The organism is Kitasatospora sp. GP82, assembly GCF_029892105.1.
Lineage (GTDB): Bacteria > Actinomycetota > Actinomycetes > Streptomycetales > Streptomycetaceae > Kitasatospora.
In genome coordinates, this window is the sequence record NZ_JARZAJ010000022.1 from 1 (window position 1) to 23,465 (window position 23,465).

General features: G+C 71.6%; 13 protein-coding genes. 10 read left to right on the forward strand and 3 right to left on the reverse strand.

The window, feature by feature from the left end:
• Positions 1-300: 300 nt before the first annotated feature.
• Complete coding sequence (locus P3T39_RS23060) at positions 301-978, forward strand: phosphatase PAP2 family protein (RefSeq protein WP_280700498.1); 678 nt, start codon at positions 301-303, stop codon at positions 976-978.
• A gap of 197 nt (positions 979-1,175) precedes the next feature.
• On the opposite strand, the gene P3T39_RS23065 is transcribed toward P3T39_RS23060, so the two are convergent.
• Together P3T39_RS23065 and P3T39_RS23070 are read right to left on the reverse strand one after the other, a co-directional pair.
• On the reverse strand, positions 1,176-1,736 hold the full coding sequence (locus P3T39_RS23065; protein ID WP_280700502.1) for an acetate uptake transporter: 561 nt from the start codon (positions 1,734-1,736) through the stop codon (positions 1,176-1,178).
• Positions 1,737-2,095: 359 nt separating this feature from the next.
• The gene (locus P3T39_RS23070) at positions 2,096-4,651 is read right to left on the reverse strand and encodes a SpoIIE family protein phosphatase (RefSeq protein WP_280700504.1); all 2,556 of its coding nucleotides are present in this window, start codon (positions 4,649-4,651) and stop codon (positions 2,096-2,098) included.
• A 457-nt stretch (positions 4,652-5,108) separates the two neighbouring features.
• Here P3T39_RS23070 and P3T39_RS23075 point away from each other — a divergent pair, with 457 nt between their 5' ends.
• The 9 genes from P3T39_RS23075 to P3T39_RS23115 all read left to right on the forward strand — a co-directional run bounded on the left by P3T39_RS23075 (position 5,109) and on the right by P3T39_RS23115 (position 18,563).
• Complete coding sequence (locus P3T39_RS23075; protein ID WP_280700506.1) at positions 5,109-9,761, forward strand: HAMP domain-containing protein; 4,653 nt, start codon at positions 5,109-5,111, stop codon at positions 9,759-9,761.
• Positions 9,762-10,084: 323 nt separating this feature from the next.
• Complete coding sequence (locus P3T39_RS23080; RefSeq protein ID WP_280700715.1) at positions 10,085-10,720, forward strand: response regulator; 636 nt, start codon at positions 10,085-10,087, stop codon at positions 10,718-10,720.
• A 251-nt stretch (positions 10,721-10,971) separates the two neighbouring features.
• Entirely contained in the window at positions 10,972-13,692 is a 2,721-nt protein-coding gene (locus P3T39_RS23085) for a DNA translocase FtsK (protein WP_280700507.1), read from the forward strand.
• 307 nt (positions 13,693-13,999) lie between these two features.
• Entirely contained in the window at positions 14,000-14,908 is a 909-nt protein-coding gene (locus tag P3T39_RS23090; protein ID WP_280700508.1) for a helix-turn-helix domain-containing protein, read from the forward strand.
• A gap of 73 nt (positions 14,909-14,981) precedes the next feature.
• Positions 14,982-16,427 (forward strand): 30S ribosomal protein S12 methylthiotransferase RimO, encoded by a 1,446-nt coding sequence (rimO, locus tag P3T39_RS23095; protein WP_280700511.1) that lies wholly within the window; start codon positions 14,982-14,984, stop codon positions 16,425-16,427.
• On the forward strand, positions 16,424-17,062 hold the full coding sequence (gene pgsA / locus P3T39_RS23100; protein WP_280700513.1) for a CDP-diacylglycerol--glycerol-3-phosphate 3-phosphatidyltransferase: 639 nt from the start codon (positions 16,424-16,426) through the stop codon (positions 17,060-17,062). The genes rimO and pgsA overlap by 4 nt, the downstream gene beginning before the upstream one ends.
• Entirely contained in the window at positions 17,059-17,568 is a 510-nt protein-coding gene (locus P3T39_RS23105; RefSeq protein ID WP_280700515.1) for a CinA family protein, read from the forward strand. The genes pgsA and P3T39_RS23105 overlap by 4 nt, the downstream gene beginning before the upstream one ends.
• Positions 17,569-17,854: 286 nt before the next feature.
• Positions 17,855-18,223 carry a helix-turn-helix transcriptional regulator gene (locus P3T39_RS23110; protein WP_280700517.1) on the forward strand — a complete coding sequence of 123 codons (369 nt, stop codon included), beginning with the start codon at positions 17,855-17,857 and terminating at the stop codon, positions 18,221-18,223.
• 49 nt (positions 18,224-18,272) lie between these two features.
• Positions 18,273-18,563: a hypothetical protein gene (locus P3T39_RS23115; protein WP_280700518.1), complete on the forward strand. Its 291-nt coding sequence runs from the start codon at positions 18,273-18,275 to the stop codon at positions 18,561-18,563.
• Between the two features lie 99 nt (positions 18,564-18,662).
• On the opposite strand, the gene P3T39_RS23120 is transcribed toward P3T39_RS23115, so the two are convergent.
• Positions 18,663-23,315, reverse strand: coding sequence for an ATP-dependent helicase (locus P3T39_RS23120; RefSeq protein WP_280700520.1), 4,653 nt, complete (start codon positions 23,313-23,315; stop codon positions 18,663-18,665).
• Between the last annotated feature and the right edge of the window lie 150 nt (positions 23,316-23,465).

Consider the following 23,465-nt stretch of genomic DNA (forward strand, 5'->3'; position numbering starts at 1 on the left):
TGCAGGGGGGACCCTGTGGGAGAGTAGGACGCCGCCGAACAAATTTTGACAGTAGAAAGCCCCCTCCCGGGATCGGGAGGGGGCTTTCTGCGTTAATCTCTGCGGATGCAGAACCTGACCCTTACGTGGCAGACCTCCGGCGGAACGTCGATGGTCCTGTTCGGAGCGGCGTATGCGGTCAAGTGCGCTACCCGCACGACTCCTACCAGTCGGGTTGCCGGAGCGCCCGCCGTTCTCTGGGAGGCCGGCACTCTGCTGGCGCTCTTCGCACTGTGGCAGCTGGTGGGTCATCTCTCAGTGATGAGTGCGGATCATGCGCTGGATCGGGCGGAGTGGATCCACCGGACAGAGCTTCGGCTCGGCCTGCCCGACGAGGCGTCCTGGCAGCGTGCGGTCGAGCCGCACCCGTGGCTGGTCACCGCCGGCAACTACTACTACGCGACCATGCACTTCGGCGTGATGCTCGCAGTGCTGCTCTGGCTCTTTCTGCGTCATCGCGACCGGTACTCGTGGGCTCGGAACACGGTGGTGCTGACCACGGCTGCCTGCCTGCTCATCCAGTTCATCCCGGTCGCGCCGCCCCGGATGCTGCCGGACAACGGATTCGCCGACCTGGCGGCGGAGTACGGGCAGTCGGTGTACGGCGGTGCCGTGGGCGGGGTGGTCGCCGATCAGTTGTCCGCGATGCCTTCGGTTCACGTCGCCTGGTGCGTGATCGTGGCCGTGGCCGTCGTGCGGGTGGCGCGTGGACCGTGGCGCTGGCTGGTCGTACTGCATCCGCTCATCACCGTCATCGTCGTCGTGGTGACGGCGAATCACTTCTGGGCGGACGGGCTGGTGGCGGTGGCGCTCCTGCTGGTCGTGTACCTGGTGCAGTACGCCGTCAGCGGTTGGAGCACGGCCGGTGACGAGTCGTCGAGCTCGCCTGCGGAGGAGCCGGACCTGCTGGACGCACGGACGCCGGTCGGCCGGCCGTAGAGCCGAGCTGAGCCGAGCAGCGCGAAGTCGGGGGTGAAGCCGAGCGTGAAGCCGGCCGCCAGGCAGTAGCCCGGCGCAGACCCGGCAGCGGCAGTGTGAACAGCGGGCCGGAGCGGCGAAGGGTGGGCCTGGACTCGCCAGGGAGTCCAGGCCCACCCTTCGCCTGCGCAGGTGTAAGTTCTCTCAGCCGTGTCCGCTTACTTCAGCGGCAGGGCGTTCCGCCCCCACCCGCCGTTGGTCAGGGTGGCGGTGGCCCAGTACCAGGCGGCCACACCCGCCAGTGCGGCGGCCCAGCCGGCCACCTTGGCGAGCCCGCCGTTGCCTCCGAGCGTGGCGATGGCGGTGAGCAGCAGCGCGACCGTCAGCAGGCCGTACACGACGCGGTTGAAGAGGCCGGAGGTCCAGCCGGCGACCGCGAGGCTGAGGGCGAGCAGCGTCCACAGCAGCAGGAAGAGGCCTGCGGCGTGCTTGCTTGCGCCGGCTGCGACGGACCAGGTGGCCCAGAACGCGCCGAGGCCGGTGAAGGCGGTGCCGGTGAAGGTGTCGCCGCCGCGGAGCTGCCAGAGACCGGCGATGAAGAGGGTGACCCCGCCGACGACGTGGGCGAGGGCGACTGCGTCCTTGACCCCGGTACCGCTGAGGATGCCGGTGGCGAGCAGGCCGTATGCGAGAAGGGTCAGTCCGAGGGCCAGGTATCCGAGGGGGGCCGCGTCGGCGCCTGTGGGTTGGGCGTTCGCCCCGGTAGCTTCGTTGCTCACCGGAGGCTCCTTTCGCTCTGTGTGCCGGGTGACGGCTTCGGTGCGACAGAGGGTTGGTGCGCGATGCCGAGCCACAGGCGCACGGACATGGCGCGGCATCGCATGAGAAGGCATGGGATGGCGCGGCATGGCGTGCGGGTGGCTGCGGCTGAGTGAAGAACCAGCATGTCCGGCAGGTGGGGCCGGAGATCGGCTGGTGGTCGATGTCCCCTCCGGGGGGATTCCCCGGTGAATCCGGTGTACCCGCCTCCGGACCCTTGTACCCTTGTGAATCTCACATTCTGTACAGTCGTCAGCTGTAGGGCGGCCATGGATGGCCGGTTGCTGAACGGGAGTGAGCGGGCAGGTGGATCAGGCGGTCAGCCGGCCCGCTGGGTGGGCACCCGGAGGGTGAGGATCGCCATGTCGTCCGAGGGCGGCTCCGGTGCGAAGCGTTCCACCGCGCGCTGGACGCGCGCCGCCACGGCTCCGGCGGTGAGCCCGGTGCAGCCGCTGAGGACCTGGGTGAGGCCGTCCTCGCCCAACATCCGTCGGCCCTCCCGGCGTTCGGTGACCCCGTCGGTGACGCAGAGCAGGACTTCGCCGGGACGCAGGACCAACTCCTCGGCCTCCAGGTCGAGTTCGTCCAGTACGCCGAGCAGTGGCTGTGGCGAGGCGGCCTGGTCGACCTGACCGTCGGTACGCAGGCGCAGCGGCAGCGGATGGCCGGCGCAGACCAGGGACAGGGCGGTGCTCCCGTCCGGGCGGGGCGTCAGCTCGCCGTACAGCAGGGTGAGGAAGCGGCTGCGGGCGCCCTCGTCGAGGATGGCGGCGTTGAGCCGGGTGAGTACCTGCGGGGCGTCCAGGCCCTCGCGGGCGAGCAGGCGCAGCGAGTGCCTGGCCAGTCCGGTGACCGAGGCCGCCTCGGGTCCGGTGCCGCAGACGTCGCCGATGGCGAAGCCGTAGGTGCCGGGGCGGATCGGGAAGATGTCGTAGAAGTCGCCGCCGACTTCGTTTCCTTCTCCGGCGGCCTGGTAGAAGACCTCCACCTCGACGCCCGGGATCTTGGGCAACTCGGGTGGCAGCAGGGCGCGTTGGAAGGCCTGGCTGGTGGCGGTGCGCTCGGAGTAGAGACGGGAGTTGTCGAGGGCGAGGGCGGCTCGCCTGGACAGGTCCTCGGCGAGTTCGAGCATCTCCTGGCGGAAGCGGACTCCGGTGCCGACGCCGAGGACGAGCAGGCCGATGACCCGGTTGCGGGCGGCCAGCGGAAGGACGACGGTCTCGCCGAGCAGTCCGGCCAGGTCGGGGCTGTCGGCCAGGCCCGCGCTGCGGGCGGTCTCGGCGGGGGCCTTCCAGAACCGGGCGCCGGGTGCGGGGTCGGCCTCCGGGGCCGGGGTCTTGTCGAGCAGGGCGCGCAGCGGGTCGATCCGGTCCTCGTCCTCGTGCAGGACGAAGGCGAGTCCGGTGCCGCCGTTCTGGTCGGCGGTGGTGTAGACGGCGCACCAGGCGGCCAGCGTCGGCACGGCCATCTGTGCCATCAGTGCGAGGGTCTGCTGGTGCTCCAGGGTGCCGGCGAGCAGGTCGGAGGCTTCGACCAGGAAGGAGAGCGAGCCTCTGCGCAGGCGTTCGAGTTCGGTGAGCCGGGCGCTCTCCAGCGCGAGGGCGATCCGGTCGGCGGCGAACTGGAGGCGGAGCGCGTCCTCGTTGTCGTACCGTCCCGGGACGCCGGCGGCGACGCCGAGTGAGCCGGTGAGGCGGCCCTCCACCTTGAGCGGGACGGTGATCAGCGAACGCAGGCCGGTTCCGGCGAGCAGCGGTGCCGAGCTGGGGCGGACGGAGAGGTCCTCGTGGACGGCGGGCAGCCGGGCGGAGTCGTAGCGGCCTGCGCCGGAGTCGACGGGGATCGGGCCGTGGTGGCGGCCCATGGGGCTCAGCCCGGAGGCGGCGCGGACCTCGAACTCGGTCTCGTCGTCGGTGGTGAGCATCAGGTAGGCGGCGTCGGCGTCGAGCAGGTCGCGGGCTCGTTCGACCACGCGTTGGAGCAGGCCGCCGAGGTCGTGCTGGTCGATCGGGCCGACCAGCAGGTCCAGCGGTTCGATGGCGGAGGGGGTCTCGACGGCGGTGCCGGGGGAGCGCAGTACGCCGCGGTCGGTCTCGCGGACCAGCAGACAGAGCGTGGACGGCGTGCCGTGGGTGTCGCGGACGCGGACCTGGAGGCCGTACACCTCGGTGACCTGGCCGTCGGCGCGGCGCAGTCCGAAACTGCCCTCCCAGCGGGCCAGGCGCAGCGTCTCGGCGAGGTCCAGGCCGATTCCGGCGGACTGCGGCCAGGCGGCCAGGTCGCTCCAGGGGCGGCCGACGACCTGTTCGGTGGGGTGCTGGAAGAGCGCCTCGGCGTCCGGGTTCCAGGAGCGGACCAGGCCGTGCTCGTCGACCTGGACGACGCCGACCCTGACCGGCCCCTCGGCATCGGGGAGTTCACCGCCGGGCAGGCTGGGGAGGGCGTAGCGGGTACCGGCCTGGTGGGCGGGGAGCGGCAGGCGGAACCAGACGGTCTTCTGTCCGGCTGCGTACTCGACGCCCCAGCGGGTGGAGAGCGCGGAGCACATCAGCAGGCCGCGGCCGCCCTCGCCGTCCGGGTCGGCGTAGCGGTCGGAGGAGGCGGCGGGGACGTTGGCGAAGGAGGGCAGGCCGCGCTCGGGGTGGCGGTCGGTCACCTCGATCCGTACGGAGTCCTCCTCGCGCAGGCAGGCGACCTCGGCGGCGGTGCCGGCGTGCACCACGGCGTTGGTGACGAGTTCGCTGACCAGTACCACCGCGTCGTCGACGACTTCGGGCAGGCCCCAGCCGAGCAGGGCGTCGCGGACGAAGCCGCGCGCGGCGGCGGCCGACCGGCCGACCGGTTCGAAGGTGGCGGTTGCGCGCGCGGTGACCACGTGCCACTTCTCCCATCAGGTCGATCGACAGCTCTGCTCCGGCCCGTTGGTACCGTCCGGGAATGCCTTCCCGGTGGTACCGGCCGGGAACCCCTCCCGGCCTGGCCGACCTGGCACCGGGTGTCGGAGGCGGGCGCCGGCAGCGCCCGTGGCCAGGTACAGCGCTCCACCCTACTTTCCGCTCGGTGCCCCGTGGGCCCTGGGCGGGGAAACAGGCACCTGCGGGTGAACCGGGGCCGGAGTTTCCACAGGTTTCATCATCGGCTGGTGGAGACCCTGTGCAACGGGCCGGACACGGAGCGCCGGGGCTGACAGACTGGGGGGTCCGCAGCATGCGGCCGACGCAGTACGGTCGATGAGGCGTCGGTGGCTGTCCGCAGCGGCCGGGGCGGTGTTCGGGGTCGGGCCGTTGCCCGCTGCCGAGCAGTACGGAGCAGTCACGATGTGGGAGGGCCCGTTGAGTTCGGCCACCAAGGACGTACCCGGTACGACTCCGGCGACCGCGCGCGGCAGCCGGGCCGGGCAGACGCGCGCCGGTCTGGGGCGACGCGTGAGCCACAACCGGGGGGCCGAGCCCGCCGACCTGCGCAAACTGCTGGCGGCACTGACGGCGATGCGGGACGGCAACTTCCGTCGCAGGCTGACCGTTCCGGGGGACGGTCCGCTGGCCGAGATCGCGGCGGTGTTCAACGAGGTCGCCGAGCGCAACCAGCATCTGACCGGCGAGCTGGCCCGGGTCCGCCGGGCGGTGGGCCGGGAGGGGCGGCTCTCGGAGCGGCTGGAGAGCGGGGTCGGCGAGGGCGCCTGGATGGCGGCCGTCGACAACTGCAATGCGCTGATCGACGACCTCGCCCGGCCGATGGCCGAGGTGGGCCGGGTGCTCTCCTCGATCGCCGAGGGCGACCTGGACCAGCGGATGGAGCTGCGCTCGGTCCATAGCAACGGGGTGAGCCATCCGCTGCGCGGTGAGTTCCTCAAGGTGGGCCGGACGGTCAACGGCCTGGTGGACCAGCTGTCGGAGTTCACCGACGAGGTGACCAGGGTCGCCATCGAGGTGGGTACCGAGGGCAAGCTGGGTGGCCAGGCCCGGGTGCGCGGTATGTCGGGCAGTTGGAAGGACCTGGCGGACTCGGTCAACACCATGGCCGGTCGGCTGACCGCCCAGGTGCGCAATATCGCCGAGGTGACCACGGCGGTGGCCAAGGGCGATCTCTCGCACAAGGTCACGGTGGACGTGGCCGGCGAGATGCTGGAGCTGAAGAACACCGTCAACACGATGGTGGACCAGCTCAACTCCTTTGCCGCGCAGGTCACCAGGGTGGCCCGGGACGTGGGGACCGAGGGTCGGCTCGGTGGTCAGGCGCAGGTGCCCGGCGTGGCCGGGGTGTGGCGTGATCTCACCGACTCGGTGAACTTCATGGCCAACAACCTGACGGCGCAGGTGCGCAGTATCGCCCAGGTGACGACGGCGGTGGCCCGGGGCGATCTGTCGCAGAAGATCGAGGTCGATGCGCGGGGCGAGATCCAGGAGCTGAAGAACACCATCAACACGATGGTGGATCAGCTCTCCGGCTTCGCCGAGCAGGTGACCCGGGTGGCGCGCGCTGTGGGCACCGAGGGCATTCTGGGCGGCCAGGCGCAGGTTCCCGGCGTGGCCGGGGTCTGGAAGGACCTCACCGAGAACGTCAACTCGATGGCCAACAACCTCACCAACCAGGTGCGAAACATCGCTCAGGTGACGACGGCGGTGGCCAAGGGCGATCTGTCGCAGAAGATCCAGGTGGATGCGCGGGGCGAGATCCTGGAGCTGAAGAACACCATCAACACCATGGTCGACCAGCTCGGTGCCTTCGCCGACGAGGTGACCAGAGTGGCCAGGGATGTCGGCACCGAGGGCATCCTGGGCGGGCAGGCGAGCGTTCCCGGAGTGTCCGGGACGTGGAAGGACCTGACCAACAGCGTCAACTTCATGGCGTCCAACCTGACCAGTCAGGTGCGCAACATCGCCGAGGTGACCACGGCGGTGGCCCGTGGCGACGTCTCGAAGAAGATCACCGTCGATGCCCGCGGTGAGATCCGCGAGCTGGTGATGACCGTGAACACGATGGTCGATCAGCTCTCGGCGTTCGCGGACGAGGTGACCCGGGTCGCCCGTGAGGTCGGTACGGAGGGGATCCTGGGCGGTCAGGCCCGGGTGAGCGGAGTCTCCGGTATCTGGCGGGACTTGACCGACAACGTCAACTTCATGGCCTCCAACCTGACCAGCCAGGTGCGGAACATCGCCGAGGTCGCCTCGGCGGTGGCCCGGGGTGACCTCTCCAAGAAGATCACCATCGAGGCGCAGGGCGAAGTCGCGGCCCTCGCGGGCACCTTGAACACCATGGTCGACCAGCTGTCGGCCTTCGCCGTCGAAGTCACCAGGGTGGCCCGTGAGGTGGGCACCGGCGGCATCCTGGGCGGGCAGGCCAGTGTGCCCGGTGTCGCCGGGATCTGGAAGGACCTGACGGACAACGTCAACCAGATGGCCAACAACCTGACGGGTCAGGTCCGCAACATCGCGCTGGTCATCACGGCCGTCGCGCGCGGCGATCTCTCGCAGAAGATCGACGTGGACGCCAGCGGTGAGATCCTCCAGCTCAAGACCAGCATCAACACCATGGTCGACCAGCTGAGCGCCTTCGCGGACGAGGTCACCCGAGTCGCCCGCGAGGTGGGTACCGACGGCCGCCTCGGCGGCCAGGCCCGCGTCCCCGGCGTGGACGGCACCTGGCAGGACCTCACCGAGTCGGTGAACGAGCTCGCCAACAACCTGACCCGCCAGGTGCGGGCCATCGCCCAGGTCGCCACCGCCGTGACCAGGGGCGACCTGAGCCTGCGGATCGACGTGGACGCGTCCGGAGAGCTCGACGAGCTCAAGGACAACATCAACCAGATGATCGCCAACCTGCGCGAGACCACCCGCACCAACCAGGAACAGGACTGGCTCAAGACCAACCTGGCCAGGATCTCCGGTCTGCTCCAGGGCCGCCGGGACCTGGAGGCCGTCGCCTCGCTGATCATGACCGAGCTGACCCCGGTGGTCTCCGCCCAGCACGGCGCCTTCTTCCTCGCCCAGCCGGCCGGCCGCACCGCCGAGCTGATCACCGAGGACGACGACGAGAACGACACCGTGCTCCGCCTGATCGGCAGCTACGGCTACCAGCGCCGCGCGATGCCGACCACCTTCCGGCCCGGCGAGGGCCTGGTCGGCCAGGCGGCGGTGGAGAAGCGCTCGATCATCCTCAAGGAGACCCCGCCCGGCTATCTGAAGATCGCCTCCGGTCTCGGCGAGGCCAGTCCCGCCCATGTGGTGGTGCTCCCGGTGCTCTTCGAGGGCCGGCTGCTCGGCGTGATCGAGCTGGCCACCTTCAGCTCCTTCACCACCGTCGCGCTGGACTTCCTCAACCAGATCGCCGACCTGATCGGCGTCACCGTCAACACCATCAGCGTCAACACCAAGACCGAGGGCCTGCTGCTGGAGTCCCAGCGGCTCACCGCCGAACTCTCGATGCGGTCCGCCGAGTTGGAGGCCCGTCAGGAGGAGCTGGAGCGCACCAACGAGGAGTTGCAGGAGAAGGCCGAGCAACTCGCCCAGCAGAACCGCGACATCGAGATCAAGAACAGCGAGATCGAGGAGGCCCGCCAGGTCCTGGAGGAGCGCGCCGAGCAGCTCGCGCTCGCCTCGCGCTACAAGAGCGAGTTCCTCGCCAACATGTCGCACGAGCTGCGCACCCCGCTCAACTCGCTGCTGATCCTGGCCAAGCTGCTCTCCGACAACAACGAGGGCAACCTCTCCTCCAAGCAGGTCGAGTTCGCGGAGACCATCCACGGCGCCGGCTCCGACCTGCTCCAGCTGATCAACGACATCCTCGACCTCTCCAAGGTCGAGGCGGGCAAGATGGACGTCCGCCCGGCCAAGATCGCCCTCGTGCAGCTGGTCGACTACGTCGAGGCCGCCTTCCGCCCGCTCACCGTGGGCAAGAACCTGGACTTCGCCGTGGTGGTCGCCTCCGATCTCCCGGTCACCCTGCACACCGACGAGCAGCGGCTTCAGCAGGTGCTGCGCAACCTGCTCTCCAACGCCTTCAAGTTCACCGACTCCGGCGCCGTCGAACTGCGGATCCGCCGGGCGGGCAGCGGAGTTCCGCAGCACGTACGGGAGCAACTGCTGGAGAACGGCGCGATCACCGACCCCGACGAGCCGCTGATCGCCTTCTCGGTCTCCGACACCGGTATCGGCATCCCCGACAACAAGCTGCGGGAGATCTTCGAGGCCTTCAAGCAGGCCGACGGCGGTACCAGTCGCAAGTACGGCGGCACCGGGCTCGGGCTCTCCATCAGCCGGGAGATCGCCCGACTGCTCGGTGGCGAGATCCACGCCGAGAGCGAGCTCGGCCAGGGCTCCGCCTTCACCCTCTACCTGCCGCTGCGCAGCGAGGCGCCGGGCCTCGCCGTCACGCTGGAGCGCCAGTCCCCGTCGATCCGGGCGGCCGTCGCGGTGACCCCGGCCGGCACGCCGGTGCCCGTGGGGGAGAACCCGGCCGAGCACTGGGCGCAGGAGGTCCGCGAGCTGGCGGAGGAGCGCAGGCGGGGCGAGGCCGAGCGGCGCCGGGTGGCGGCCGAGGAGTCGGCGAACGGGTCGGGCGCCGAGCCCGCCGCGCGGTCGAGTGCCTGTGCCCAGTTCCAGGGCCGCTTCGACGGCCAGCGGGTGCTGATCGTGGACGACGACGTCCGCAACGTCTTCGCCCTGACCAGCGTGCTGGAGCAGTACGGGCTGACGGTGCTGTACGCCGAGAACGGGCGGGAGGGCATGGAGATGCTGGAACAGCACGAGGACGTGGCCCTGGTGCTGATGGACATCATGATGCCGGAGATGGACGGTTACGCGACCACCGAGGCGATCCGCCGGATGCCCCAGTTCTCCGGCCTGCCGATCATCGCGCTGACCGCCAAGGCGATGAAGGGCGACAAGGAGAAGAGTCTGGAGGCGGGTGCCAACGACCATGTCACCAAGCCGGTCGAGACCGACCACCTGCTGGCGGTCATGCGCCAGTGGCTGCCCGGCAAGTAGTCGCCACCGCGAGCGAGCGGCGCCTGTGCCGGGGCGGAGCGCCCCGGCGAGGCCGCGCCGCAAACGGGAATCCGGGTTTCCGGCTGGGCTGGCGGGTCGAGCCGGGAACCCGGTAGGGTCACCCATCGTTGCGAACAGTGACCGAATGGTGACAAGGCGCTCTGGCGGCCCGGCCACGGTTCGGCGGTGTCTCCACGAAGTCTGCGGGCCGCATTTGCGCACAGCGATGTGGCGGGCGAGGGGGTGCGGCTAGCATGACCGGGGCAGTGGTGGGCGGCACACGGGTGTCTTCCCTCGGAAAACAACCGGCAGGAGGGCGGGTCCTGGTGCAGAAGGCGAAGATCCTCCTGGTCGACGACCGGCCGGAGAACCTGCTCGCGCTGGAGGCGATCCTCTCGGCGCTCGATCAGACCCTGGTCCGCGCCTCGTCCGGCGAGGAGGCGCTCAAGGCGCTGCTCACCGACGACTTCGCGGTGATCCTGCTGGACGTCCAGATGCCCGGCATGGACGGCTTCGAGACGGCCTCCCACATCAAGCGCCGGGAGCGCACCCGGGACATCCCGATCATCTTCCTGACCGCGATCAACCACGGGCCGCACCACACCTTCCGGGGCTATGCGGCCGGTGCGGTGGACTACATCTCCAAGCCCTTCGACCCGTGGGTGCTGCGCGCCAAGGTCTCGGTCTTCGTGGACCTCTACACCAAGAACTGCCAGCTCAAGGAGCAGGCGGCGCTGTTGCGGCTGCAGCTGGAGGCGGGTGAGCAGTCGTCGATCGGCGGTGGTCTGCTCGGCGAGCTGTCCGCGCGGCTGGCCTCGGCGGAGGAGCAGGTCGAGGCACTCACCAAACAGCTGGCCGGTTCCAGCGAGGCCGGGGCGGCGGTCACGGCCGCGCACCTGGAGCGCAAGCTCTCCAGTCTGCGCCAGGCGCTCGAAGCTCTGCGACCGGGCGCGAGCTGAGCGCCGGGGGCGCGTAGGCGGCTTCACGCGCGCCGGTGCACCTCCAGCGCCGCCCGCGCGCTCCAAGCGCCCTGACGGCGCTGCAGGGGGCTTCTGGCGGATGCCGCCACAGGCGGCAGGTATGACCGCGCCCCGGACCGTGTCCGCCGAACGGGTGGCTGTGCCGGACTGACGGGGTGTCGGCGACACGCGACCGGGCCGGTGATCGGTCACATGTGCAGGGAAGACGCCCCCCGGTAGGCTGCTGACCCATGGCCACACGTACGCCCGGAAGTGACATCAGCGGCTCACGCCGGGGGGCGGCACGCAACTCGAAACCCGGGTCGGCCAAGAAGACCTCCGCCGCCAAACCCGCCGTGAAGAAAGCCCCCGCCGCCAAACCGGTCGCCAAACCGGCCGCCAAGGCGCCGGCCAAGCGGGCACCCGCGAGGCGGGCCGCCGCCAAGCCGCCGGCGGGCCCGCCGCCACCCGCGCCGAGGCCGATACTCTTCCGGGCCGTCCGCGCCCTCTGGCTGGGCCTGGCGCACAGCATCGGCGCGGTCTTCCGGGGTTTCGGCGACGGCGCCAAGAATCTCCACCCCGCGCATCGCAAGGACGGGGTGGCGCTGCTGCTGCTCGCGCTGGCCCTGGTCACGGCGGCCGGTACCTGGTTCAGCCCGCAGGGCTGGCTGGGCGAGGCGGCGACCAGTGTGGTCTCCGGCCTCTTCGGCCGGCTCGACGTCCTGATCCCGCTGCTGCTCGGCACCCTGTCGATCCGTCTGATGCGCCACCCGGGGCTGCCGGAGTCCAACGGCCGGGTCGCGATCGGCCTGAGCGCCCTGATCGTCGGCACCCTGGGCCTGGTCCACATCGGCTGCGGGGCGCCCGCCATGTCCACCGGTGCGACCCGGATACGGCTGGCCGGCGGCATCCTCGGCTGGGCCGTCTCGACGCCGATGATGGCCGCCGCCGGACCGCCGCTCGCGGTGCCGCTGCTGCTGCTGCTCGCCTTCTTCGGCCTGCTGGTGGTCACCTCCACGCCCGTCAACCGCATCCCCGAGCGGCTGCGCCTGCTCGGTGAGCGCCTGGGTGTCGTCGAGCCGTCGTTCCTGGAGGACTCGGACGAGGCGTACGGCCACGAGTTCTCCACCGAGCCGCCCGAGGACGCCGACCCCGGCGCGCTTCCGTTCACCATCGAGGACACCCCGGGGGACGAGGTGGCGGCCCGGCGCCGGCGCCGTCGCAAGAAGGTGGACGAGCCGGAACTGGCCTCCGCCGTCCCCGACGTGTTCGTCAAGGACCCGTACGCGACCAGGGACATCGCCGCCGGGGTCGCCGCCGACCTGGACGGCGCCCTGGTGCACGGCGTGCCCGCCTCCCCGGCCGTGGCCAGCATCATGAACCAGGTGCAGGACCGCACCGCGCCGCCGGAGGAGCCCGCCGTCCCGGCCGCCCGGGGCGCCGGCGCGGTCGATCTGGACAAGCACGGGGCGGCCCCGGTGCGGATGGAGCAGCTCCAGCTGTCCGGTGACGGCACGTACACGCTGCCGCCGCTGGACCTGCTGGAGTTCGGAGCGCCCGCCAAGGCCCGCAGTGCGCTCAATGACGAGGTGGTGGCGCAGCTCTCCGGTGTCTTCGCCGAGTTCAAGGTGGACGCCCGGGTCACCGGCTTCACCCGGGGCCCGACGGTCACCCGCTACGAGGTCGAGCTCGGCCCCGCCGTGAAGGTCGAGCGGATCACCGCGCTGGCCAAGAACATCGCCTACGCGGTGGCCAGTCCGGATGTGCGGATCATCAGCCCGATCCCCGGCAAGTCGGCGGTCGGTGTGGAGATCCCCAACCGCGACCGGGAGATGGTCAACCTCGGCGACCTGCTGCGCTCGCGCACCGCCGCCGAGGACACCCACCCGATGGTGGTCGGCATGGGCAAGGACGTCGAGGGCCACACCGTGATGGCCAACCTCGCCAAGATGCCGCACATCCTGGTGGCCGGTGCGACCGGCGCGGGCAAGTCCTCCTGCATCAACTGCCTGATCACCTCCGTCCTGGCCCGGGCCACCCCGGACGAGGTCAAGATGGTGCTGGTCGACCCCAAGCGGGTCGAGCTGACGGCCTACGAGGGCATCCCGCACCTGATCACTCCGATCATCACCAACCCCAAGAAGGCCGCCGAGGCCCTCCAGTGGGTGGTCCGTGAGATGGACCTGCGCTACGACGACCTCGCGGCCTTCGGCTTCCGGCACGTGGACGACTTCAACGCGGCCGTCCGGTCGGGCAAGGTCACCCCGCCGCTGGGCAGCGAGCGCGAGCTGAAGCCGTATCCGTACCTGCTGGTGATCGTGGACGAGCTGGCCGACCTGATGATGGTCGCCCCGCGCGACGTCGAGGACTCGGTGGTCCGGATCACCCAGCTGGCACGCGCGGCCGGTATCCACCTGGTGCTGGCCACCCAGCGGCCCTCGGTGGACGTGGTCACCGGCCTGATCAAGGCCAACGTCCCGAGCCGGCTGGCCTTCGCCACCTCGGCGATGGCCGACTCCCGGGTCATCCTGGACCAGCCCGGCGCCGAGAAGCTGATCGGCAAGGGCGACGCGCTGTTCCTGCCGATGGGCGCCAGCAAACCGGTCCGGATGCAGGGCGCCTTCGTCACCGAGGCCGAGATCGCCAGGGTGGTCCAGCACTGCAAGGACCAGCTCACCGCGAGCTACCGGGACGACGTCACGGTCGGCGGCGGCCCGAAGAAGGAGATCGACGAGGAGATCGGCGACGATCTGGACCTGCTGATCCAGGCGGCCGAGCTGGTGGTCTCCACCCAGTTCGGCTCGACCTCGATGCTCCAGCGAAAGCTGCGGGTTGGCTTCGCCAAGGCCGGGCGGCTGATGGACCTCATGGAGTCGCGCGGCATCGTCGGGCCGAGCGAGGGCTCAAAGGCCCGCGATGTGCTGGTCAAGCCGGACGAGCTGGACGCCGTCATCCTCACCATCCGGGGGTGACACCGCTGGCGCCCGCCCGCCCGGCTCACCCCTGCGGCGGAGTCGTCGGCCGGCGCCGGCGGCGTCGGTGCGTCCTTCGGCCCAGCGGGCAGGGGTCTCACTCGTTCGGACGAACCGGGTGAGCCCTGCCGTCGCCCGGCAGGGCGGGAACCGGCGGCCGGGGCCGTACGTCCCTGCCAGGGCAGGGGAGTTCGGTGGGCCCGCCCGGCTGACTGCACATCGGCACCGACCGGCCGTGGCGCGCACTTTCGGGCCCGTTCCGCTTGAGAAAGGCTCGGCCTCCGCCCCTAGACTGTCTTCTCAGCAGATGGCCAATGCTCGAAAGGCGCGCCCAGTGACCATCGGCAAGTCCCCCCGCCGCGACAGCCGCCGGCTCCCCGCCGATTCTGAGGGTGCCGCGCCGGAGCAGCAGGCGCCCGCTGAGCCCGCCGACGAGACGGAGAGCATCGGTCGGCTGCTCTGTGCGGCCCGGCTGGCAGCCGGGCTGACGGTCGATCAGGTGAGTGCCGGCACCCGGGTGCGGGTGCCGATCGTGTACGCCGTCGAGGAGGACGATTTCAGCCGCTGCGGCGGTGACTTCTACGCCCGCGGCCACATCAGGGCGATCGCCAAGGCCGTCGGCGTCGACGGCGAGCCGCTCGTCGCCCGGTACGACGCCGCGCACGGCGGCGCGCCGGGCGTGCAGCGTGCCACCCAGCTGCTGGACACCGGCTCGATCAAGGTCACCGACCACCGGCGCCCGAACTGGACGGCCGCGATGGTGGCCGCGATCGTCGCGGTGGTCGCGCTGATCGGTTTCAACCTCCTCGTCGGCAAGCCGACCCGCTCGACGGCGGGCGACGCCAGCTCCCCGCGGTCCGCCGTCTCCGCGCCGGTCACGCCCACCGTCCAGCCGCCCGCCCTGGTGCCGAGCACCGCCGCATCGAGTGTCGCGGCGATCGCGGCCGCCCCGGCCGACAAGGTCACCGTCAAGCTGGTCGCGGAGAAGGACACCAGCTGGGTCTCGGCGGTGGACAGCAGCGGCAAGTCGCTCTTCCAGAACAACCTGGACCAGGGTGCCGACCAGACCTTCACCGATCCCAAGCAGATCAAACTGGTGATCGGCAACGCGGCCGCCGTACACGTGTACGTCAACGGCAAGGACCTCGGACCGGCGGGCCAGGACGGCCAGGTGGTGCACCTCACGTACACCCCCGGAGACCCGCAGGCAGGCTGAGCGGAACCGTACATTCGGGGCGCGCGACCTCCGGGGCGAACGACACCTGAGGTCGCGCGTTAATCTTGGCCCTATGCCTGAACGCCGTACAGTCGCCCTTGTCACGCTCGGATGCGCCCGCAACGAGGTGGACTCCGAGGAACTCGCCGGGCGACTGGAGGCCGATGGCTGGCAGCTCGTCGACGACGCCTCCGAAGCCGATGTCGCCGTGGTCAACACCTGTGGCTTTGTCGAGGCCGCCAAGAAGGACTCCGTCGACGCCCTGCTGGAGGCCAACGACCTCAAGGGCAACGGCCGCACGCAGGCCGTCGTCGCGGTCGGCTGTATGGCCGAGCGCTACGGCAAGGAACTTGCCGACGCGCTGCCCGAGGCCGACGGGGTGCTCGGCTTCGACGACTACGCCAACATCTCCGACCGGCTGCAGACCATCCTCTCCGGCGGCCACCACGCCGCACACCTCCCGCGCGACCGGCGCAAGCTGCTCCCGCTGACCCCGGTCGAGCGCCAGGCGGCCGCCGCCGAGGTCGCCCTGCCCGGTCACGGAGCCCCCGAGGACCTTCCGGAGGGCGTGGCCCCCGCCTCCGGCCCGCGCACCCTGCGAAAGCGCCTGGACGACAACCCGGTCGCCTCGATCAAGCTGGCTTCCGGCTGCGACCGCCGGTGCTCCTTCTGCGCCATCCCCGCCTTCCGCGGCTCCTTCATCTCCCGCCGTCCCTCCGACGTGCTGCACGAGGCCCAGTGGCTGGCCGAGCAGGGCGTCCGCGAGGTGGTCCTGGTCAGCGAGAACAACACCTCCTACGGCAAGGACCTCGGCGACATCCGGCTCCTTGAGACGCTGCTGACCGAGATCGCCGCCGTCGAGGGCATCGAGCGGGTCCGGGTGAGCTACCTGCAGCCGGCCGAGATGCGCCCGGGGCTGATCGACGCGATGACCGGCACCCCCGGCGTCGTCCCGTACTTCGACCTCTCCTTCCAGCACTCCGCCCCGGCCGTGCTGCGCCGGATGCGTCGATTCGGCAGCACCGACCAGTTCCTGGACCTGCTGAAGACCATCAGGGACAAGGCCCCGCAGGCCGGCGCCCGCTCCAACTTCATCGTCGGCTTCCCCGGTGAGACCGAGGAGGACTTCGCCGAGCTGGAACGGTTCATCACGCACGCCGGGCTGGATGCGATCGGTGTCTTCGGCTACTCCGACGAGGACGGCACCGAGGCCGCGACCTACGACGGCAAGCTGCCCGAGGACGTGGTCGCCGAGCGCCTGGCCAAGCTCTCCCGGCTCGCCGAGGAGCTGACCGCGCAGCGTGCCGAGCAGCGGATCGGCACCGAGGTCCTGGTGCTGGTCGAGTCGGTCGAGGACGGAGTGGTCGAGGGCCGGGCGGCCCACCAGGCCCCCGAGACGGACGGCCTGACCACCCTGCTGGGCGCCGAGGACGTCAAGGTCGGCGAGTTCCACCGCGCCCTGGTGGTCGGCACCGAGGGCGTCGACCTCGTCGCGGAGCTGCTTGGGGCCGAGGCATGACCCAGGGGCCAGGCGCCCCGGCAGCGCCGCACCCGGGCCGCCCGGGTGCGGCGCTGCCGCCGCAGCCGGGCCTCTGGAACATCGCCAACATCCTGACGATGGTCCGGCTGCTGCTGGTGCCGGTGTTCGTGGCGCTGCTCTTCGCGGCCGGGGGCCACGACCCCAAGTGGCGCTCGGTGGCCTGGGCCGCCTTCGCCATCGCGATGATCACCGACCTGTTCGACGGGGAGCTGGCCCGGCGCAAGGGCCTGGTCACCGACTTCGGAAAGATCGCCGACCCGATCGCGGACAAGGCGATCATGGGTGCGGCGCTGGTCGGCCTCTCCGTCCTGGGCGACCTGGCCTGGTGGGTCACCGTGGTGATCCTGGCCCGTGAGCTGGGCATCACCGTGCTCCGCTTCTGGGTGATCCGCTACGGCGTCATCCCCGCCAGTCGCGGCGGCAAGCTGAAGACCCTCACCCAGGGCATCGCGGTCGGCATGTACGTCCTGGTGCTCACCGGCTGGCTGGCCACCGGGCGGGCCGTGCTGATGGGTCTGGCCGTGCTGCTCACCGTCGGCACCGGGCTCGACTACATCGGGCAGGCGATCAGGCTGCGCCGAGAGGGCATGGCCAGGGAGCGCGCCGAGCGATGAACGACACCGCCCCCTCCCAGGACCACCGGCTCGCCGATCGGGCGCATACGGCGCTGCGCGGACGCGGTGCCACGGTCGCCGTCGCTGAGTCGCTGACCGGCGGGCTGCTGGCCGCCGCCCTGGTGGACGTCCCCGGTGCCTCGAAGAGCTTCCGAGGCTCGGTCACCGCGTACGCCACCGACCTGAAGGCGTCCGTACTGGGCGTGGACGAGGGTCTGTTGGCCGTGTACGGACCTGTGCACCCCGTGGTGGCCCGTCAGATGGCCGACGGCGTACGCAGACTGCTCGGCGCCACCTACGGCCTGGCCACCACCGGCGTGGCCGGTCCCGACCCGCAGGACGGTCAGGAGGTCGGCACCGTGTACCTGGCTCTGGCAGGACCCGGGGGCACCCAGGTCGTCTCGCCCGGGCTGTCCGGGGCACGTGACAGAATCCGTGCCGATGCGGTGACCGCGGCGCTGGAGCTGCTGAGCGATCACGTATCGGTTGAACCCCCGTCGTGTTGAGGTTTCCGGCTGTTTTCCTGAATTGGCACTGAACTGGCTGCCAGAGCTGGAGGATCGTGTTACACCAGATGGCCTGGTTGGGCAGATACCAGGTAGCTGACGAGTCGCGTGGCCTCGGCCGCGGGCCCGGAGCGGGCGCGCGGACAGTCCGGGCGGGGAACAAACAGGGGAGGGGACAGCCTTGCAGCCCAGAGTGAACACGACCATGGTCCCCGCACGCGATGCGGACAAGGCGGTACGGTGGGGGCGTGACATCTCGATCCGCAGTCCGAGGAGGGAGGCACCGATGATCCTGCTCCGTCGCCTACTGGGCGATGTACTGCGTCGGCAGCGCCAGCGCCAGGGCCGCACACTCCGCGAGGTGTCGGCGGCCGCCAGGGTTTCGCTCGGTTACCTCTCCGAGGTCGAGCGGGGGCAGAAGGAGGCGTCCTCCGAGCTGCTCTCCGCCATCTGCGACGCACTCGATGTCCGGATGTCCGAGGTTATGCGCGAGGTCAGCGACGAGCTGTCGCTCGCCGAACTTGCGGCAATGGCCACCCTCTCGGAGGGTGAGCTGCTGAGGCCGGTACTCGAACCGGTTCCGCTGCCCGCTCCCGGCGACCGGATGAGCGGCATCTCGCCCAAGGCTGCGGCCGTGGACGTGGTGGCGGCCTGACCGGACCTCGCCCTCCCCGTGCGCTGCGGGGGACGAGTGAAGGAGGCCGATGGTGCGAAGGGTCCGGTCGGCGTGTGCCGACGTACGACTGAACGTCCTCGGGCGAATAGGCCAGGATCGGCGCTGGGGCACGGCCGTGGTGCTCGGTGTGCTGTGCTGGGGGCTGCTGCTGGGCACCGGGCTCCGGAGCGGTGGCGCAGCGCTGGGAATGCTCGCTGCGGGAAGCTGGGGAATCGGCTTCGTCCCGGTGCACAGCAACCGTCGGCTGACCGAACCACAACGCCGTACGGGTGAACCGTCGGCGGGGGAACCGGCTGCGCCACTTGACCGACACCTCTGAGCCGTTCCGAAAGCTTTTCCGGATCTCCATCCGGCCGGGGAGCCCGCAGGACCGTGCCCCTACCGGGCGCACGGTGCTGCGGGCTCCCCTGCGTGCCGGTCAGCTGCGCAGGCGCAGGCCGCGCGGGGTGGGGTGGAAACCGGCCTCCTCCAGCAGGCGGCCGAGCTCGGAGGTGAGTGCGGCCTCGCCGTTGGCGCGCTCGATGGTGACGCTGCTGCCCAGGGCGCCGTGGCGGACCGCCTCCGCCAGCGCCTCGACCGGGGCGGATCGGCTCTGCCAGGCCAGCAGGGACTTCCCGCCGCGCTCGACGTAGAGGGCGAGCTCGCCGTCGACCAGCACCACCAGGGCGCCTGCCTTGCGGCCGGGGCGATGGGCGGCGGCAGCGGGCTTGGCGCCCGGTACGGCCGGTGGCTCGGGCCAGGGCAGCGCGGCGCCGTACGCATTGGCCGGGTCGGCGGCGGCCAGCACCAGGACCTGGGGCGGCTCGGTGCCCGTGCCGCTGCCGGGCCATTCGGTGGCGGCGGCCCGCTCCAGCCGGCCGTTGACCGCGCGCAGGCGGTCGGCGGCGCCGTCCATGGCGAACTGGGCGCCACCGAGACCCTCGACGAAGTAGCCCCGCCGGGCCCGCCCCCGCTCCTCGAAGGCGGACAGCACCCGGTACACCCCCGCGAAGCCGCCCGGGACGCGCTCGGCCGCCACCGTGCCCCTGGTGAGCACACCGTGCCGGTCGAGCAGGCACTGCGCCTGTGCGGCGGCCCGGGTGGTCAGGTCATCGGAGAACTCGGGCAGCAGCGACCAGCGCCCGGCGGCCGTGGAAGGACCGGAGCGCAGCGCGCTCGCCGGGCGGCCGAAGCCCCGGCCCGCCCCGCCGTACCGGCCGCGCGGCGTCGACCTGGGCGCGCGGTGCGCCGTCGCGCCGGCGGTACGGCCGGAGCCGAGCAGGGCACGCAGCGGCGCCAGAGTGTCGTTGGTCACGTAACCGGCCCAGACCAAGTCCCAGAGGGCCTCGACGATTTCGGGCTCGGGTGTGTCGGGCACGCGCTCGGCAAGCTGCCGGAAGAACAGGCCGTACCCGCCGGCGAGGGCGTCCAGCAGGGCGGTGTGCACCGGTGTCACGGCGGGGGGTACGGGTTCGGGGCGCAGCAGGTGGGCGGAGTCGGGCAGGTGCAGGCTGATCCAGCCGTCCTTGCCGGCCAGGGCGCCCGCGCCGGACCAGCCGACCTCACCGGCCGCCGTGAGCTCGTCCAGCATCCCCGGGGTGTAGTCGGCCAGCCGGGCCGGGAGGATCAGCTTCTCCAGCGCGGAGGCGGGCAGTGCCGTCCCCTGGAGCTGCTCGACCACGCGCAGCAGGCCGTCCGGGCCGCGCAGGCGGTGGCCCGCGAGATGCTGCCACTGCGGCAGGAAGGCGGCCAGTGCACGCGGCGGGACGGGCTCGACCTCCTGGCGCAGCGCGGCCAGTGAGCGGCGGCGTAGTCTGCGCAGCACTTCGGCGTCGCACCATTCGACGGTGGCGGTGTGGCCCTCGACCGGGCGGAACTCGCCCTGGACCAGGCGGCCGGCGGCGGTGAGCCGGTGCAGGGCGCCGGTGACCACGGCTGTGCCCAGGCCGAATCTCGAAGCGGCCTGGGCCCCGGTGAACGGGCCGTGCGTACGGGCGTACCGGGCGAGCAGATCGCCGAGGGGATCCTTGACGGGCTCGGTGAACGCCTCCGGGACGCCGACCGGCAGCGGGGTGCCGAGGGCGTCGCGCAGCCGCCCGGCGTCCTCGATCGCCGCCCAGCGGGGCTCGCCGGCGATCCGGACCTGGATGGCGCCGCGGGTGGCCTCCAACTCCAGCGGCCAGAGCGGTTCGGCGCCCCGTGCCGTCAACTCGGCCTCGCTGAGCGGCCCGAGCAGCCGCAGTGCGTCGGCGACGCCCTCGACGTCCTTGATCCGGCGGTCGGGGGTGAGGCGTTGAAGCTCGGCCTCCAACTCGGCCAGCACGGCCGGGTCGAGCAGCTCGCGCAACTCGGCCTGGCCGAGCAGCTCGGAGAGCAGCCGGGAGTCCAGCGAGAGTGCGGCGGCGCGCCGCTCGGCGAGCGGGGAGTCCCCCTCGTACAGGAACTGGGCGACGTAGCCGAAGAGCAGCGAGCGGGCGAAGGGGGAGGGTTCGGGGGTGGTGACCTCCACCAGCCGTACGGCGCGCGACTCCAGATCGCGCATCAACTCGACCAGCCCAGGTACGTCGAAGACGTCCTGGAGGCACTCGCGGACGGCTTCGAGGACGATCGGGAAGGAGGCGTACTCGGCTGCCACCTCAAGGAGTTGGGAGGCGCGCTGGCGCTGCTGCCACAGGGGCGTGCGCCGCCCCGGGCTGCGCCGGGGGAGCAGCAGGGCGCGCCCGGCGCACTCGCGGAAGCGGGAGGCGAACAGCGCGGAGCCGCCGACCTGGTCGGTGACGAGCTGTTCGATCTCCTCGGCGTCGAAGAGCGCGGCGTCGGCGCCGACCGGGGCCTCGTCCGTGACGGGTTTCTCCGACGGAAAGTCGAGGAGGTCGGCGTCCGGGAGGCGGAGCACGATGCCGTCGTCGGCGTGCATCACCTGCGGATCGAGGCCGTGCTTCTCGCGCAGACGGGCACCGAGGGCGAGCGCCCAGGGGGCGTGCACCTGGGCGCCGAAGGGGGAGTGGATGACGATCCGCCAGTCGCCCAGCTCGTCGCGGAAGCGCTCGACCACGATGGTGCGGTCGTCGGGCAGGTGGCCGCAGGCGGCGCGCTGCTCGGCGAGATAGGTGAGCAGATTGCCCGAGGCCCAGTCGTCCAGCCCGGCTGCGCGCAGGCGCGCGGTGGCCTCCTCAGGTAGGAGGGCGCCCAGCTCGCGGACGAAGGCGCCCACGGCGCGGCCGAGTTCGAGTGGGCGGCCGAGGGTGTCGCCCTTCCAGAACGGCAGCCGCCCGGGGATGCCGGGTGCCGGGGTGACCAGCACCTTGTCGTGGGTGATCTCCTCGATCCGCCAGGAGGTCGTCCCGAGGGTGAAGACATCGCCGACCCGGGACTCGTACACCATCTCCTCGTCCAGCTCTCCTACTCGGCCGCCTCCCTTCTTCGGGTCCGTGCCGGCGATGAAGACGCCGAACAGGCCGCGGTCGGGGATCGTCCCGCCGGAGGTGACGGCGAGGCGCTGGGCGCCGGGGCGGCCGGCCACCGTCCCGGCGACCCGGTCCCAGACCAGGCGGGGCCGCAGCTCGGCGAAGGCGTCCGACGGGTAGCGGCCGGCGAGCATGTCGAGCACGGCGTCGAAGGCGGACTGCGGCAGGGAGGCGAAGGGCGCGGCCCGCCGGACCAGGGTGAGCAGCTCGTCCACGTCCCAGGTGTCGAGGGCGGTGATCGCCACGAGCTGCTGGGCCAGGACGTCCAACGGGTTGCGCGGGACGCGCAGGGCCTCGATCCGGCCCCCGCGCATGCGTTCCGTCACCACCGCCGACTGCACCAGGTCGCCACGGTACTTGGGGAAGACCACGCCGGTGGAGACCGCGCCGACCTGGTGCCCGGCCCGGCCGACCCGCTGCAGGCCGGAGGCGACCGAGGGCGGAGACTCCACCTGGACCACCAGCTCCACCGCGCCCATGTCGATGCCCAGCTCCAGGCTGGAGGTGGCCACCACGGCGGGGAGCCGGCCGGCCTTCAGTTCCTCCTCGACCAGGGCGCGCTGCTCCTTGGAGACCGAGCCGTGGTGCGCCCTGGCGAGTACCGGCGGGGCGCCCTTCGCGACGCCGGACTCGGCCATCAGCTGTGCCGGCGCGTGCGACTCGGGCAGTGGGCGACCGGTGGCGCGCTCCACGGCGATCTCGTTCAGCCGGTTGCAGAGCCGCTCGGCGAGGCGGCGGGAGTTGGCGAAGACGATGGTCGAGCGGTGGGCCTGGACGAGGTCGACGATGCGCTCCTCGACGTGCGGCCAGATCGACGCCTGCCGGGACGGGTCGTCGTCGGCGTTGGCGGGCAGCTCGTCCAGATCGGGCACCGGCACGACCACCGAGAGGTCGAACTGCTTGGCGGAGGGCGGCTGGACGATCGCGGCCCCGCGCTGCGGACTGAGGAACCTGGCCACCTCCTCGACCGGGCGGACGGTCGCGGAGAGGCCGATCCGGCGGGCCGGGCGCTCCAGCAGCTCGTCCAGCCGCTCCAGGCTGAGCGCCAGGTGCGCACCGCGCTTGGTGCCCGCGACGGCGTGGACCTCGTCCAGGATCACCGTGTCGATGCCGCGCAGCGCCTCCCGGGAGGCGGAGGTGAGCAGCAGGAAGAGCGACTCGGGGGTGGTGATCAGGATGTCCGGAGGGTGGGTCGCGAAGCGGCGGCGGTCGGCGGCCGGGGTGTCGCCGGAGCGGATGGCGACCTGGACCTCGGGCTCGGGCAGCCCCAGCCGGACGGCGGCCTGACGCAGCCCGGCGAGCGGGGCGCGGAGATTGCGCTCGACGTCCACCGCGAGGGCCTTGAGCGGCGAGATGTAGAGGACCCGGCAGCGGTGCTTGGGATCGGCCGGGGGTGGGGTGCTGCTGAGCCGGTCGAGTGCGGAGAGGAAGGCCGCCAGCGTCTTGCCGGAGCCGGTGGGCGCGACCACCAGGACGTCCGTCTGCCGCTGGATGGCGGCCCAGGCCTCGGACTGGGCCGTGGTGGGCGCGGTGAAGGCGCCCGCGAACCAGGCCCTGGTCGCGGGGGCGAACCCCGCGAGCGGGTCGGGGGCGTCGATCGGGTCTGCGGTGGTGCGTCGCGCCATGCCCCCATGGTGCAGCGTGCCACTGACAACGGGGCCGCCGCCGCTTCCTGCGTGCGCAGGGCGCCGGTGACGACGGGGCTCGGAGCCTCGGTGAGGGGCCGTCTGACCTAGCCGATCAGGCAATTAGGACAATCCGCTCATATCGTGATG